Raw genomic sequence first — 13,345 nt, 5'->3', positions numbered from 1 at the left:
GTCTTCTTGCGCGCCCAGTCAGGCTTGGCGCGGCTGACCGCGGACGGGAGACACGCCATCGTCAAAGGGCACAAATCGGCGCCGGAAAGATGTCTCCGCGACAACTTCCGGGCTGCTGATCCGGTCCATGCGGAAATGCCGGAAGTCATCCCGCACGGGATCCCACGCCACCAGATACCAAAGGGGTGGCAGGATCAGCATGGCTTGCGGCTCGACCCGCCGGCTGGTGATCGCCCCTTTCGCATCGCGGTACTGAAACCGCAGGTGTAGCTGTTCCAGAAATGCAGTCTCGAATGCAGGCAACAGGTCCGGGTCCATCTCGCCCAGATCCGAAATGTTCACCTGTGGCGAGAGGGGCCCGACATACAGGCAATCAAGAAACCGCCGCAGGTCGCGCACCTTGTCGGGGGGCAGGGCCTTCTCGAGCTTGGCGAGCCCGGCATCTGCCAGCCCCAGAAACGGCAGGCCACCAGCGGCCCGCATTGACGCAACGCTGATGAGCAACGCAAAGACCTCGGCCACCGACAGGCGGGCTGTGGTCTGAACCGATTGCGCATCAAGTTGCAGGCCGCCCCCACGACCGGGTTCGGAATGGATCACGAAGCCCTCATCACGCAGCGTGCTGATATCGCGCAAAACCGTGCGTCTGGATGCGCCCACCTGCGCCGCCAGTTCGCCGATTGTCGAGGTGCCGTTGCGGCGAAGGCTGCGCACGATGGCGTCTAACCGATGACGTAAGTTCATATCGCCAGGTTACGCTTCAATGGTGCCAGAATTTGGCACCATTGGATTTTAGGCAGGCGCTGTAAACCTCAGCAAGGAGATTTCGAAATTGCAGCGCACATCCATAGCCCTCTGCAGCAGGCATCATCTCAGGCACAACGCGACCTCTGACCAATCCCGCAATGGGAAGGGAGGCGCACAATGATTAGTCAGAGCCAGTTCCCCACGCCCACCCTGATTTCAGTCAACGGTGTTGAGCTCGAAGTCTTTGAAGCAGGGCGCGAAAATGCGGGCCGACCGATAGTGCTGTGTCACGGCTGGCCAGAGCATGCATTTTCCTGGCGGCATCAGGTGCCCGCCCTCGTCGCGGCTGGCTACCATGTCATCGTCCCCAATCAGCGCGGCTACGGCAACTCATCGCGTCCAGGCGCCGTCACCGACTATGACATCGAACACCTAACCGGTGATCTCGTCGGGCTTCTCGATCACTACCGATATCAGGATGCCACCTTTGTCGGTCATGACTGGGGTTCAATGGTCGTCTGGGGGCTAGCCTTGTTGCATCCGGGCCGAGTGAAGCGGTTGATAAACCTCAGCGTCCCCTATCAGGAACGTTGGGAAAAGCCCTGGGTCGAGATGATGGAAACCATCCTTGGCGGCGATTTCTATTTCGTTCATTTCAACCGGCAGCCGGGCGTTGCCGACGCCGTACTCGACCAGAACACTTCCCGGTTCCTGCGCAATCTCTACCGCAAGAACCAGCCGCCCATGGCGCTAGAACCCGGCATGATGATGATCAATCTCGCCCGACAGGAAACGCCCTCCGGCGAACCGGTCATGAGCGATAGCGAACTGGCTGTGTTTGTGTCCGCCTTCGAAGCATCGGGGTTCACGGGCAGTATCAACTGGTACCGAAACCTTGATCGCAACTGGCACCTCTTGGCCGATGCGAACCCGATCATCCAGCAACCCGCGCTGATGATCTATGGCGATCAGGATCCGGTCGCGAAGTCGGAAAACTTGTCGGACTTCGTGCCCAATGTGGAGGTCGTCAATCTCGATTGCGGCCATTGGATCCAGCAGGAAAAGCCGCAGGAAACCAACCAGACCATACTGAACTGGCTGGAGCGGCAGGAAGTCAAGGCATCTTTGCTGTAGAGCCGAGCACAAACAAAACAGCCCGCAGCATGTGCCGCGGGCTTGTTCATTCCAGCCGCAGCAAGACCTACCGGGCAGCGACCAGTGCTGCCAGCTTGGCGGGCACGGCCAGCACGTCGCGGATCAGCTGTACGCGCTCAGGGGTGTAATAGCCGTCTTCGTGCAACATGTTGACCGTGCCAATCAGCTCGCCGCCGATCACGACTGGCATATTGACCACGCTCTGGCAGCCCAGCGAGTCGATCAGCTCGTAGTCGGGGAATACCTTGGCGATGTCGGCAATGGTATTGGCGACGAAATACTGCCGCTGCTTGTGCACGATGTCGAACCAGCTGTCATAACGGATAGGCTTGGTGCCGGAGCCGGGATAGTTCGTCGGATCGCTGGTATAGGCACGACGCGCCAGCTCGGCGGTCATGTCCACGGTCATGAAGGTGAACAGCTTGGTGCCCACAGTGGCCTCGGTCAGCGTCTGCAGGGCCTTGAACGCAGCCTCGGCGCCCTTGGCTTCGGAAATCGCCGCATCAAACGTGGCAATGGCAGCAGAAAAGTCAGTCATCAATATCGTCCTTGGGTCGTAAAATTCGTGCCCCGCACGTCGCGCATATTGCTGGGGGCGGGGGAGGCGAGTGTCGTCAGGCGGTCACGCGCCCCTCTGTCGCCGCCAGCAATTCCTGCGAATAGGGCTCCACCAGCGCGCCGTGCTTGAGCTGGGCCACATCGGCCACCTCGACGATCCGGCCATGCCGCATCACCGCCAGGCGGTCGCACAGAAAACTCACCACCGGCAGATTATGAGTCACCACCAGATAGGTCAGGCCCTGTTCGGCCCGCAATCGCTTGAGCAGGTTGAGAATTTCTGCCTGTACGGACACATCCAGCGCCGAGGTGGGCTCGTCCAGCAGCAGCACCTTGGGCTCCAGCATCAGCGCCCGGGCAATCGCCACGCGCTGCCGCTGCCCGCCCGAGAGCTGGTGCGGAAAGCGGAACCGGAAGCGCCGGTCCAGCCCCACCTGGGTCAGCATCTGTTCCACCCGCGCATCGCGATCGCCAATGCCGTGAATGGTCAGTGGCTCGCTCAGCGTGGCGTCAATGGTCTTGCGCGGATGCAGCGAGCCATAGGGGTCCTGAAACACCATCTGCACCTGCCGCGCCACAGTGCGATCCACGCCGTGGCTGCGCGGGGCACCCAGCACCTCGATCTGGCCGGTCCACTCGGGTGCCAGCCCGGCAATAGCCCGCAAAATGGTCGACTTGCCCGAGCCGCTCTCACCCACCAGCGCGAAGCTCTCGCCCTCGGCAATGTCCAGGCTCACCCCATGCACCACCTTGGTGTCGCCATAGGAAATATCCAGATTGTCCAGTCTGATCGCGCTCATGTGCCCGCCCATTGGCTGCGGTCGAGCACCGGTAGCTCGTCGCGGTTCTCATTGATTGTCGGCATCGCTGCCAGCAGGCCGCGGGTATAGGGATGCTGCGCCTGATCGAGCTGCCCGGCCGCACATTCCTCCACGACCGTGCCCGCATTCATCACCAGAATGCGGTCGCAATAGCGGCTGACCAGATTGAGGTCATGACTGATCAGGATCAGGCCCATCCCCTTACGCGTCACAAGGTCGTCAATGATATCAAGCACCTGCGCCTGAACACTCACATCGAGCGCCGAGGTCGGCTCATCGGCAATCAGCAGTTCGGGCTCAGGGATCAGCATCATGGCGATCATCACCCGCTGCCCCATGCCGCCCGAAACCTCATGCGGATACAGCCCCGCCACGCGCTTGGGATCATTGATCCGCACCGCCTCGAGCATGGCCAGAATGCGCTCATCGACTTCGCGCCGGCTCAGTTTCTCATGCGTCACCAACGCTTCGGCGATCTGCTCGCCCACCGTCATCACCGGGTTCAGCGAGAACTTTGGGTCCTGCATCACCATCGAAATGCGCGCGCCGCGTACGGACCGCATCTGCTTTTCGCTCTGGGCGCGAATGTCGATCCCGTCAAATTCCAGTCGGTCGGCCGTCACCAGCCCCGGCTTGCGGATCAGTTTGAGGATTGCGCGCCCGGTCATCGACTTGCCCGAGCCGCTTTCGCCCACAATGCCCAGCCGCTCGCGGCCCAGCTCAAACGAAATGCCCTTGACCACTTCGACCCGGCCGCGATGGGTGGGAAAGCTTACCCGCAGGTTTTCAACGCTCAGCATCGGCGCCATCACTTGCCCTCATTCTTGGGGTCGAGCACGTCACGCAACCCGTCGCCGAGGAAGCAGAAGCCCAGGCTGACAATGATGATGGCAAAGCCCGGCATGGTCGCTACCCACCACTGATCGAGAATGAAGGTGCGCCCGCGCGAGATCATCGCGCCCCATTCGGGCAGCGGTGGCTGTGCGCCCAGCCCGATAAACCCAAGCCCGGCAGCAGTCAAAATCACCCCGGCCATGTCCAGCGTCACCCGGATGATCATCGAGCTCGTGCACAACGGCAGCACATGCTGCACGATCACCCGCATGGGTGAGGCGCCCTGCAACTGCACCGCTGCGATGAATTCCGAATTGCGGATGGTCAGTGTCTCAGCCCGGGCGATACGCGCATAGGCAGGCCACGCGGTAATGGCGATGGCGATAATGGCATTGTTGATGCCCGGTCCAAGCGCTGCCACAAAGGCCAGCGCCAGGATCAGCTTGGGCATCGACAAGAAGATATCGGTGAACCCCATCAGCAGCCGGTCGGTCCAGCCGCCGAAATAGCCCGCCACTGCACCCACCAGCAGCCCCAGCGGCGCCGAGATCAGCGCCACCAGTCCGACGATTGTCAGGGTGATCTGGCTACCCCAGATCACCCGTGAAAAGATATCGCGACCCAGCTCATCGGTACCCATCAGATGCACGGAGGAGGGGGGCTGCAGCCGGTTTCCCAGATCCTGCCCAATGGCAGAATAGGGCGCCAGCCACGGTGCAAAGATTGCTGTGAAGATCAGCACCAGGATGATGATCCCGCCCAGCACCGACAGCGGATTGCGCAGCAGCGCGGTAAACACCCGATAGGCCCGTCCCGCATTGGCCTGCAGCCGCGAGGTCGGGGAGTCTTCGAGCAGCCAGTCTCTGGTGGTCATCAGCGGGCCCTCGGGTCGAGGACGCGATACAGCACGTCCGAAATCTTGTTGATGAAGATGAACACCGCGCCGATCACCAGCGTCGAGCCGAGCACGGCATTCATGTCGGCATTGAGCAGCGCCGTGGTCAGGTAATTGCCGATCCCCGGCCAGGAGAACACGGTCTCGATCATCACTGAGCCTTCCAGCAGCCCGGCATAGCTCAGCCCGATCACGGTAATCAGCGGCACGCGGATCGGATTGAACGCATGGCGCCAGATCACCACGCGCTCAGGCACACCCTTGACCCGTGCGGTGGTCACAAATTCCTGGCTGAGCTGATCCAGCATGAAGCTGCGCGTCATGCGGGCAATATAGGCCAGGCTGAAAAAGCCCAGCACCGATGCGGGCAGGATCAGATGGGTAATGGCGTTCCAGAAGATATCGATCTCGCCAGCCAGCAGGCTGTCCACCAGCAACAGGCCGGTTACCGGGCTGACCAGTCCGTCATAGAAAATGTCGAGCCGGCCCGGCCCGCCAACCCAGCGCAGTCGCGCATAAAACAACGCGAGGCCCACCAGCCCCAGCCAGAAGGCGGGCATGGAATAGCCCAGCAGGCCCACCACGCGAATGATCTGGTCGATGATCGAGCCCTGACGGCTCGCCGCGATAACGCCCAGCGGCACACCAACCAGCACGCCGATCATGATGCCGATGGTGGCCATTTCCAGCGTTGCCGGGAAGAAACGGCTCAGATCCTCGACCACGCTGCGCCCGGTGCTGACCGACTGGCCCAGATCGCCCGAGAACACGTTGACCACATAGTGGAAGAACTGAATCACCAGCGGCTGGTCCAGCCCCATGGCCGTACGCGCCGCGGCATAGACCTCATTGCTCGCCCGGTCGCCCACCACCGCCAGCACCGGATCGATCGGGATCACCCGGCCGATAAAGAAGGTGATGGCCAGCAGGCCCAGAAAGGTGAGGAAAACCGTCGCGATAAAGCCGCCAATGGCGACCAGGCGACGGCCCCAGCGACGGCGGGTCGCAAATGCGCTACCCTCTGCCATGGTGATTTGCGGATCCAGACTCAAGCGAACATCCTCTTGAGAAAACAAGGCGTTACGCCCGCAGAATGAATCTTCTGCAGATCGTGAACACCTTCACATTTCGCTTTCACCATACAGAAAACTTTGCTTATATCAAAAAAATTTTGGTGGACTGATGACCAATGCAGCCGAGGACAGAACCGAGAGTGAGGGACATCCCAAAGTGGGTGCGCTCATCCGTGCCCGTCGCCGCCAGCAGCATATGACGCTTGAAGCGCTAGGCAAGTCGGCCGATGTTTCGGTTGGCTATCTCAGCCAGGTCGAGCGCGACCACGCCACCCCTTCGCTGGGTACACTGGCGCAGATTGCCCGGGCCCTGGGTGTCGGTATCGACTATTTTGTTTCCGCCCCCACGGCCAAGACGGCGCTGACCCGCGCCGGCGAACGCAACCGCTTTTCGCTCGATGGTTCCTCCATCGTCTATGAGCGACTGGGCACCGACTTCCCCGGCAATACGCTCTCGAGCTTCATCATGATCGTGCCGCCGGGCTACCAGTCCGAGACGGTCGCGCATGAGGGGGAGGAAATCCTCTACGTGCTTGAAGGCGCCATCACCCAGCGCCTCGATGGCGACGAGATGATCATGAATGCCGGCGACAGCCTGCACTTTCGCGGCAACCGACCCCATTCCTGGTCCAATCACACCGAAACACCCGCGCGCCTGCTCTGGACAGGCACGTTGGCTCTCTTCCGTTCCTCGGCCAAGCCCTCGCGGCAGCTCGAGGCGGTTGCAAAACCCGGCATCAAGCCGGTGAAGAAGAAAAAGATCGTCAAATAGGGGTTTTGAAGGCTCCTGCGGGTCCGCCCGCAGTTCAATTCAAGGCTCCGCCAACAGGAGAAAAGCTGATGAAACTCTTCCGTGCTGCCTTGCTGGCGACGGCGTTGGCTCTGCCCTTGAGCAGTGTCGCCGCTATTGCCGCCACCCCTGCCGACGCCCTGGTCGTCGCCCAGAACATCGATGACATCGTCGCTCTGGATCCCGCACAGGCCTATGAGTTCACCTCGGGCGAGCTCAATACCAACGTCTATGACCGTCTGGTGGGCTATGAAGCCGAAGACACCACGGTGCTGGCACCCGGTCTGGCTACCGAGTGGACCGCTGATGACGCTGCCAAGACCATCACTTTCACCCTGCGCGACGCCAAGTTTGCCTCAGGCAATCCCGTGCGCCCCGAAGACGTGGCCTTCTCGTTCAGCCGCGTGATCAAGCTGAACCTGACCCCGGCCTTCATTCTGGCCCAGCTCGGCTGGACCGCGGACAATATCGACAGCATGGTCACCATCGACGGCAACACCATCACCGTGAAATATGAGGGCGATTTCTCGTCGGCCTTCGTGCTCAACGTGCTGGCTTCGCGCCCCGCATCCATCGTCGACGAAGTCCTGGTCATGGCCAATGAGACCGATGGCGATATGGGCAATGCATGGCTCAACACCCATTCGGCTGGCTCGGGCCCCTTTGTGATGTCCGATTACCGTCCTGCGGAAATCGTGCGCCTGACTGCCAATGAAAACTACTTCCGTGGCGCCCCCGCCATGAAGTCCGTGATCATCCGCCATGTCGCCGAAGCCGCAACCCAGCAGCTGCTGCTCACCTCGGGCGATGTCGACATTGCCAAGAACCTGACGCCGGACCAGATTTCGGGCCTCTCCACCGACGCCATCAAGGTCGAGACCTATCCGCAGGCCGCCGTGCACTTCCTTTCGTTCAACCAGAAGGAAGAGTCGCTGACCCCGCCAGCCGTCTGGGAAGCTGCCCGTTACCTCGTCGATTACGACGGCATGACCCAGTCGTTCCTCAAGGGTCAGATGGAAGTTCATCAGGCCTTCTGGCCAAAGGGTTTCCCCGGCTCCTATGACGAAACGCCATACACCTACGACGTCGAAAAGGCCAAGCAGATCCTGGCTGACGCGGGTGTGCAAACCCCCATCGACGTGACCCTGGACGTGATCAACGCGACCCCGTTCACCGATATGGCGCAGTCGCTGCAGGCAACTTTTGCCGAAGCGGGCATCAATTTCGACATCCTACCCGGCACCGGTGCCCAGGTCATCACCAAGTACCGCGAGCGTACCCATCAGGGCATGCTGCTGTACTGGGGCCCTGACTTCATGGACCCGCACTCCAACGCCAAGGCGTTCGCCTACAATTCGGACAACTCCGATGACAACTACACCGCCACCACCACATGGCGGAATGCCTGGGCTGTGCCTGATGAGCTGAACAAGGCCGTCACTGCTGCCCTGGCCGAGCCCGATCAGGCCAAGCGCAACCAGATGTACATGGACATCCAGAAGCAGGCTCAGGAAGACTCGCCAATCGTCATCATGTTCCAGGCCGCGCTGACCATTGCCATGGCCAACAATGTCGAAGGCTATGTCAACGGCGCTACCTCCGACTTCGTCTACTACCGTCTTGTGACGAAGTAGGCCAAATGGCGGTGGCCCAAGACACCGCCACCCGGAGCCGCGCCTACTGACCTTGGCGCGGCTCCGACCTCTCAGGCCGCTACGACCGCACCCACCGGCCTCTCCCAATGGGGGAGGCGTCGCACGTGGGGCGGCAATACAGCGCCCACCCACCGGCCAGTACCTCCCCCTTGTTGGGTGAGGCCAGGAGGGGGCACTGAGAGCCCTGAGCTTCCCCTATTCTGCCCTTAGATCACCACCAGAACCGAGCCCATCATGAACGCCACATTGACCACCCGTCTCGCCAATCTGCGCGCCCGCATGGCCGCCACCCGGACCGATCTGGTGGTCATCGGCCCATCCAGTCACATGATCTATCTGGCCGATCTCGCCCCCCATGGCGATGAGCGCCCCGTCATGCTGCTGGTTTCGGCCAGCTTTGCCGGTTTCCTGATGCCCAAGCTCAATGTGGACAGTTCGCGCCAGCACACCGATCTGCCCTTCTTCCCCTGGTCAGACGACACCGGCCCCGACGCTGCGCTTGAAGAACTCCTGACCGCCACCGGCATCGACCGCACTGCACCCTCCATCGTGCTCGACGAAACCATGCGCACCGACTTTGCCCTGCTGGTGCTCGATGCGCTGCCCGGCGCAACCCGCCGCTTTACTGGCGATACCGTAGGCTATCTGCGCTCCCGCAAGGATGATGCCGAATACGCTGCCATCAAGGCCAGCGCCGTGCTCAATGACGCCGCCATGGCCGCCGGCTTTGCCGCGCTGCGCCCCGGCATCACCGAGCGCGAAGTAGCCACCATCATCCGCGAATTCTACAAGGCCAATGGCGCTACGCCCGAATTCACCAGCGTCTGCTTTGGTCCCAATGGCGCATTTCCCCATCACCACACCGGCGCCACCGAACTCAAGCCCAATGATGCCGTGCTGATCGATACCGGCGGCCGCATCCAGGGCTACCCCAGCGACATGACCCGCGTTGGCTATCTCGGCACCGCCCCCGAAGGCTTTGCCGATATCCACGCCATCCTTGATCGCGCTGTCGATGCCGCCCTGGCGGCAGCCAGGCCCGGCGCACCGGCCAGCGCCGTCGACAAGGCCGCCCGTGACGTCATTACCGAGGCGGGCTATGGTCCCAATTTCATGCACCGTACCGGCCACGGTCTGGGCATCGATATCCACGAAACGCCCTATATCACTGCCACGTCCGAGACTATCCTCGAAGAGGGCATGGTGTTCTCCATCGAGCCGGGCATCTACCTGCAGGGCCGCTTCGGTCTGCGTCTTGAAGAGATTGTCATCATCCGCAATGGCGTAGCCGAGATATTCTCGGACATGCCGCGCTCCGCGATTGCCGGCGGGGCCTGATGCCGGCGCCCACATTGCGCACTGAGCGGTTGATCCTGCGCGGCCATACCCGCGCAGACTTCGCCGCCTGTTGCGCCTTGTGGGCCCATCCAGAGGTTGTCCGCTACATCACTGGCCATCCCAGTCCGCCCGAAGAGGTATGGGCGCGCATCATGCGCTATGTGGGACACTGGGAGTTGCTCGGCTTTGGCTATTGGCTGGTCACCGATGCCCGCTCCGGCGCGGTGATGGGGGAGGCCGGTCTGGCCAATCACCTGCGCAAATGCGAACCGCCTCTGGGCGATACCCCCGAAGCTGGCTGGATCGTCCTGCCGCAATATCAAGGTCATGGCTATGCCCGCGAAGCCGTCAGCGCCGTACTCGACTGGGCCCGGGCGCAGGGCCTGGGCCGCACCGTCTGTCTGATTGACCCCGCCAATACCGCTTCGCTACGGCTGGGCGAGATTCTGGGCTATCGCGAATATGCCCGCACCCTGCTCAAGGGTAGCCCCTCCATCATGCTGGAACGCGCCTGACGCCGCGTCGGCGATCACCCCGCCAGCAATGCCATATCGGCCGCGATATCGCGCTCCAACACCAGCACGCCATCAACCACGGTCAGGCGCGCATGATGCACTGCCGTCCGGCGTGCCGCAGCATCGGGTGGCCCCGCCTTATCGCTGGCCTCGTCCCATAGCGGGTGGGTGAAATAATACAGCGCCGCATGTCCCCCCACGACCACCACATCGGCATGGCGCATATAGCGCCGGTCCATGTCGTCGCTACCCGGCACATCGCCGATCAGCCCCTGCCGCACCCAGTTCCTGGTGTCGTCAGAACGATAGGCGGCCTGACCGCGCCACTCATCCACGATTAGCCAGTACCAGCCGCCCAGTGCGAACACATTGGGCCCCTCATGTGGCGGCGCCTCGGGTGACCCCGGCAGCACCTTGCCTTCAAGCGTCCAGTTGAGCATGTCCGTGCTGGTGGCGCTCCAGGTGCTCGAACCCTGACCTTCATCCTTGTACCATAGCCGCCACAACCCATCGGGGCTGGCGAATACGCATGCGTCGATGACATTGTCGCTCGATAGCGCCAGCGGTCCCACACGGGTCCAGTTTTCCAGATCCGGGCTGGTGAACTGCACAATGGTGCGCGGTACGGCCCAGCCATCCGGCACCCCGCTGATATAGCTCAGGAACATGTGGTACTGCCCATCGGCAAACATCACCTCGGGCGCCCAATGCGTGTTGAGCTGTCCCACATCGGCCGGATCATCCAGTCCCTTGACCGTGCCCCGATAGGTCCAGCTGGCCCCGTCATCACGCGACACCGCCACCCCGATGGGCGAGCCGTGAATCCAGCTAAACCCCGGTCCACCGGCATTGGCCCGCCGATTGGTGTAGAACATCCACCACTCATTGGTCCCCTCACGGCGGATCACTGTGGGGTCGGCTGCCCCATCCTCGACCGGATCACGATAGATTGGCGCGCTCATCAGCTCTCCTCAATACACGCGCACCAGCCGCCCATCGGGCCGGTCCGCCAGATGGCCGGGCTGACCAATCAGCGCGTTGGCCAGCGTCACCATTTCGGGATCGGTGGCCAATTGGCCGGCCCCGGCATCTTCGGTGCTCAGCACGCTGGCCTTGAGCAGGCGTGAGTAAGGATGTTCGGGATTGTCGAGCACCGTGCGCGCATCGCCCATCTCCACGATCCGCCCGCGCTGCATGATGATCAGCCGGTTCGAGATGTAATAGGCCGTGGCCAGATCGTGGGTGATGTAGATTACCGACACGCCCAGATCATCGCGCAGGCTGCGCAGCAGGTTGACAATGCTCATGCGCAGGCTGGCATCGACCATGCTCACCGGCTCGTCGGCCACCAGCAGTGGTGGGTTGGGGATCAGCGCCCGCGCAATGGCCGCGCGCTGCAACTGCCCGCCGCTCATCTCATGGGGAAACCGCCCCTTCACCTCAGCCAGGCTCAACCCGACCTTCTGCAGGGCTTCATCCATTGCCCGGTCCAGGTCGCTTTGCTCGCGCAGTTTCAGAAACCGCTTGGCGGTGGATTCCAGATAGCGATCGATCCGCTTGAGCGGGTTGAACGCCTCGAACGGGTTCTGAAACACCGGCTGCACATTGGCCATGAACGCCAGCCGCTCGGCTCGGCTCACCTTGTGGCTCACCGTCTTGCCACGAAAGCTGATCTCCCCGCTTGTGGGCAGTTCCAGCCCCAGGATCATCCGGGCCAGCGTCGTCTTGCCCGAGCCGCTTTCGCCGATGATCGTAAAGATCTCCGGCGTATCGAGGTTGATCGAGAAGCTGGCGTCCTGCACGGCATTGACCATCTTGCGCGACAGCACGCCGCCCATGGTGAACTGCTTGGAAACCCCTGAAATATCGAGCAGTGCGCTCATGCCATGGCCCCCTGCAATGCCTGTGGTTTGACCAGCGGTTCGACATCCTGCCAGCGCCAGCAGGCGGTGCGATGATCCGGCCCCACTGTTTCAAGTGGCGGTACTTCGGTCCGGCATTTGTCGACCGCCAGCGGGCAGCGCGGATGAAACCGGCACCCCTGTGGTGGTTCGGCCAGGCTGGGTGGTCGTCCCTCCAGCGCCGGGCGCTGCGTGGTGTCACCAATGCGCGGCAGGCTGGCCACCAGATGGGCGGTATAGGGGTGCTTGGGCGCAAAGAACATTTCGCGCGTCGGTCCTTCCTCCACCAGCCGCCCGGCATAGATGATGCCCACGCGGTCCGCGATGTTGGCATGTACGCTCATATCATGCGTCACAAACACCACGGAGCTGCCCATTTCCCGCTGAATGTCGCGGATCAGGCTGAGCACTTCCTTTTGCACCACCACATCGAGTGCGGTAGTCGGTTCGTCCGCAATCACGAATTCGGGGTGGCACACCGTGGCCAGCCCGATGGTGACGCGTTGGCGCATGCCGCCGCTGAGTTCATGGGGGTAGGCGCGCAGCACATCGGCGGGCAGCTTGAGCCGATCGAGATGCCCCAGCACCCGGGCCCGATAGGCCGGCCCGCTCAGCCCCAGCGGCCGCTTGGCGAAATCCTCAAACGTCTTGCCGATCCGCCGCACCGGGTTCAGCGTGCTCATGGAGCCCTGCATGATATAGCTCAGATGCTTCCAGCGCACCGCCGCCACCTGCTCGGGCGTGGCGCTGGCAACATCGAAGGGCCCGTTCTTGAAATCATATTTCACCGACCCGGCAACCACCCGCATGGGCGGGCGAATGGCGGCGGCCAGCACCTTGATGAAGCTGGTCTTGCCTGAGGAGCTCTCCCCGGCAATGCCATAGACCTCGTTCTTGCGAATGGTCATTGAGATGTCGTCCACGGCGCGCACTTCGCGCTCTACGCCGAAATAGCTCATCTGGTAATAGGCCTTGAGGCCCTCGACCTTGAGCAGGTCTGTATTGTCGTGGGTCACGCGTTCTCTCCAGCAACTCGGAGGGACACCTCTCCCCTTGCGGGGGA

Annotated in this window: 14 protein-coding genes; 5 read left to right on the top strand and 9 right to left on the bottom strand. The window is 62.1% G+C overall.

All coding sequences use genetic code 11. The annotated features are described in order from the left end of the window. Nucleotides 1-18: 18 nt before the first annotated feature. Nucleotides 19-744, bottom strand: a complete 726-nt coding sequence (locus tag KD146_RS09980; RefSeq protein ID WP_212658521.1) for a helix-turn-helix transcriptional regulator — start codon at nucleotides 742-744, stop codon at nucleotides 19-21. 180 nt (nucleotides 745-924) lie between these two features. On the opposite strand from KD146_RS09980, the gene KD146_RS09975 reads away from it, so the two are divergent. Beyond that, nucleotides 925-1,881 carry an alpha/beta fold hydrolase gene (locus tag KD146_RS09975; RefSeq protein ID WP_212658520.1) on the top strand — a complete coding sequence of 319 codons (957 nt, stop codon included), beginning with the start codon at nucleotides 925-927 and terminating at the stop codon, nucleotides 1,879-1,881. 67 nt (nucleotides 1,882-1,948) lie between these two features. Here the strand turns inward: KD146_RS09975 and KD146_RS09970 are convergent, their stop codons facing one another. From KD146_RS09970 to KD146_RS09950, 5 genes are all read right to left on the bottom strand, one after another. Further along, nucleotides 1,949-2,440: a GAF domain-containing protein gene (locus KD146_RS09970; RefSeq protein WP_212658519.1), complete on the bottom strand. Its 492-nt coding sequence runs from the start codon at nucleotides 2,438-2,440 to the stop codon at nucleotides 1,949-1,951. 76 nt (nucleotides 2,441-2,516) lie between these two features. Next, nucleotides 2,517-3,260, bottom strand: a complete 744-nt coding sequence (locus tag KD146_RS09965; RefSeq protein ID WP_212658518.1) for an ABC transporter ATP-binding protein — start codon at nucleotides 3,258-3,260, stop codon at nucleotides 2,517-2,519. Continuing rightward, nucleotides 3,257-4,090: an ABC transporter ATP-binding protein gene (locus KD146_RS09960; protein ID WP_212658517.1), complete on the bottom strand. Its 834-nt coding sequence runs from the start codon at nucleotides 4,088-4,090 to the stop codon at nucleotides 3,257-3,259. The genes KD146_RS09965 and KD146_RS09960 overlap by 4 nt, the downstream gene beginning before the upstream one ends. After that, the gene (locus tag KD146_RS09955; protein ID WP_212658516.1) at nucleotides 4,090-4,989 is read right to left on the bottom strand and encodes an ABC transporter permease; all 900 of its coding nucleotides are present in this window, start codon (nucleotides 4,987-4,989) and stop codon (nucleotides 4,090-4,092) included. Before KD146_RS09955 ends, KD146_RS09960 begins: the two co-directional genes overlap by 1 nt. Then, a complete protein-coding gene (locus KD146_RS09950; RefSeq protein ID WP_212659182.1) occupies nucleotides 4,989-6,038 on the bottom strand; it encodes an ABC transporter permease in 1,050 nt (349 codons plus the stop codon). Before KD146_RS09950 ends, KD146_RS09955 begins: the two co-directional genes overlap by 1 nt. 154 nt (nucleotides 6,039-6,192) lie before the next feature. Between KD146_RS09950 and KD146_RS09945 the strand changes: the two genes are divergently transcribed. From KD146_RS09945 to KD146_RS09930, 4 genes are all read left to right on the top strand, one after another. Next, on the top strand, nucleotides 6,193-6,855 hold the full coding sequence (locus tag KD146_RS09945; protein ID WP_212658515.1) for a helix-turn-helix domain-containing protein: 663 nt from the start codon (nucleotides 6,193-6,195) through the stop codon (nucleotides 6,853-6,855). Between the two features lie 68 nt (nucleotides 6,856-6,923). Then, entirely contained in the window at nucleotides 6,924-8,507 is a 1,584-nt protein-coding gene (locus KD146_RS09940; RefSeq protein ID WP_212658514.1) for an ABC transporter substrate-binding protein, read from the top strand. 255 nt (nucleotides 8,508-8,762) lie between these two features. After that, on the top strand, nucleotides 8,763-9,866 hold the full coding sequence (locus tag KD146_RS09935; RefSeq protein ID WP_212658513.1) for a M24 family metallopeptidase: 1,104 nt from the start codon (nucleotides 8,763-8,765) through the stop codon (nucleotides 9,864-9,866). After that, nucleotides 9,866-10,381 (top strand): GNAT family N-acetyltransferase, encoded by a 516-nt coding sequence (locus KD146_RS09930; protein ID WP_212658512.1) that lies wholly within the window; start codon nucleotides 9,866-9,868, stop codon nucleotides 10,379-10,381. Before KD146_RS09935 ends, KD146_RS09930 begins: the two co-directional genes overlap by 1 nt. A gap of 14 nt (nucleotides 10,382-10,395) precedes the next feature. On the opposite strand, the gene KD146_RS09925 is transcribed toward KD146_RS09930, so the two are convergent. The 3 genes from KD146_RS09925 to KD146_RS09915 are packed head-to-tail and all read right to left on the bottom strand — an operon-like array spanning nucleotide 10,396 to nucleotide 13,241. Further along, a complete protein-coding gene (locus tag KD146_RS09925) occupies nucleotides 10,396-11,343 on the bottom strand; it encodes a family 43 glycosylhydrolase (protein ID WP_212658511.1) in 948 nt (315 codons plus the stop codon). A gap of 9 nt (nucleotides 11,344-11,352) precedes the next feature. Further along, nucleotides 11,353-12,264: an ABC transporter ATP-binding protein gene (locus tag KD146_RS09920; protein WP_212658510.1), complete on the bottom strand. Its 912-nt coding sequence runs from the start codon at nucleotides 12,262-12,264 to the stop codon at nucleotides 11,353-11,355. Next, nucleotides 12,261-13,241 (bottom strand): ABC transporter ATP-binding protein, encoded by a 981-nt coding sequence (locus KD146_RS09915; RefSeq protein WP_212659181.1) that lies wholly within the window; start codon nucleotides 13,239-13,241, stop codon nucleotides 12,261-12,263. The genes KD146_RS09920 and KD146_RS09915 overlap by 4 nt, the downstream gene beginning before the upstream one ends. Nucleotides 13,242-13,345 lie beyond the last annotated feature (104 nt).

This window comes from Devosia litorisediminis (genome assembly GCF_018334155.1).
Taxonomy (GTDB): domain Bacteria; phylum Pseudomonadota; class Alphaproteobacteria; order Rhizobiales; family Devosiaceae; genus Devosia; species Devosia litorisediminis.
This window is presented reverse-complemented; position numbering and strand designations above follow the sequence as displayed.

What these genes read in the sequence shown, in the direction of transcription:
- KD146_RS09980 (WP_212658521.1), bottom strand. Translation starts at nt 744, where the DNA reads ATGAACTTACGTCATCGGTTAGACGCCATCGTGCGCAGCCTTCGCCGC.
- KD146_RS09975 (WP_212658520.1), top strand. Translation starts at nt 925, where the DNA reads ATGATTAGTCAGAGCCAGTTCCCCACGCCCACCCTGATTTCAGTCAAC.
- KD146_RS09970 (WP_212658519.1), bottom strand. Translation starts at nt 2,440, where the DNA reads ATGACTGACTTTTCTGCTGCCATTGCCACGTTTGATGCGGCGATTTCC.
- KD146_RS09965 (WP_212658518.1), bottom strand. Translation starts at nt 3,260, where the DNA reads ATGAGCGCGATCAGACTGGACAATCTGGATATTTCCTATGGCGACACC.
- KD146_RS09960 (WP_212658517.1), bottom strand. Translation starts at nt 4,090, where the DNA reads ATGGCGCCGATGCTGAGCGTTGAAAACCTGCGGGTAAGCTTTCCCACC.
- KD146_RS09955 (WP_212658516.1), bottom strand. Translation starts at nt 4,989, where the DNA reads ATGACCACCAGAGACTGGCTGCTCGAAGACTCCCCGACCTCGCGGCTG.
- KD146_RS09950 (WP_212659182.1), bottom strand. Translation starts at nt 6,038, where the DNA reads ATGGCAGAGGGTAGCGCATTTGCGACCCGCCGTCGCTGGGGCCGTCGC.
- KD146_RS09945 (WP_212658515.1), top strand. Translation starts at nt 6,193, where the DNA reads ATGACCAATGCAGCCGAGGACAGAACCGAGAGTGAGGGACATCCCAAA.
- KD146_RS09940 (WP_212658514.1), top strand. Translation starts at nt 6,924, where the DNA reads ATGAAACTCTTCCGTGCTGCCTTGCTGGCGACGGCGTTGGCTCTGCCC.
- KD146_RS09935 (WP_212658513.1), top strand. Translation starts at nt 8,763, where the DNA reads ATGAACGCCACATTGACCACCCGTCTCGCCAATCTGCGCGCCCGCATG.
- KD146_RS09930 (WP_212658512.1), top strand. Translation starts at nt 9,866, where the DNA reads ATGCCGGCGCCCACATTGCGCACTGAGCGGTTGATCCTGCGCGGCCAT.
- KD146_RS09925 (WP_212658511.1), bottom strand. Translation starts at nt 11,343, where the DNA reads ATGAGCGCGCCAATCTATCGTGATCCGGTCGAGGATGGGGCAGCCGAC.
- KD146_RS09920 (WP_212658510.1), bottom strand. Translation starts at nt 12,264, where the DNA reads ATGAGCGCACTGCTCGATATTTCAGGGGTTTCCAAGCAGTTCACCATG.
- KD146_RS09915 (WP_212659181.1), bottom strand. Translation starts at nt 13,241, where the DNA reads ATGAGCTATTTCGGCGTAGAGCGCGAAGTGCGCGCCGTGGACGACATC.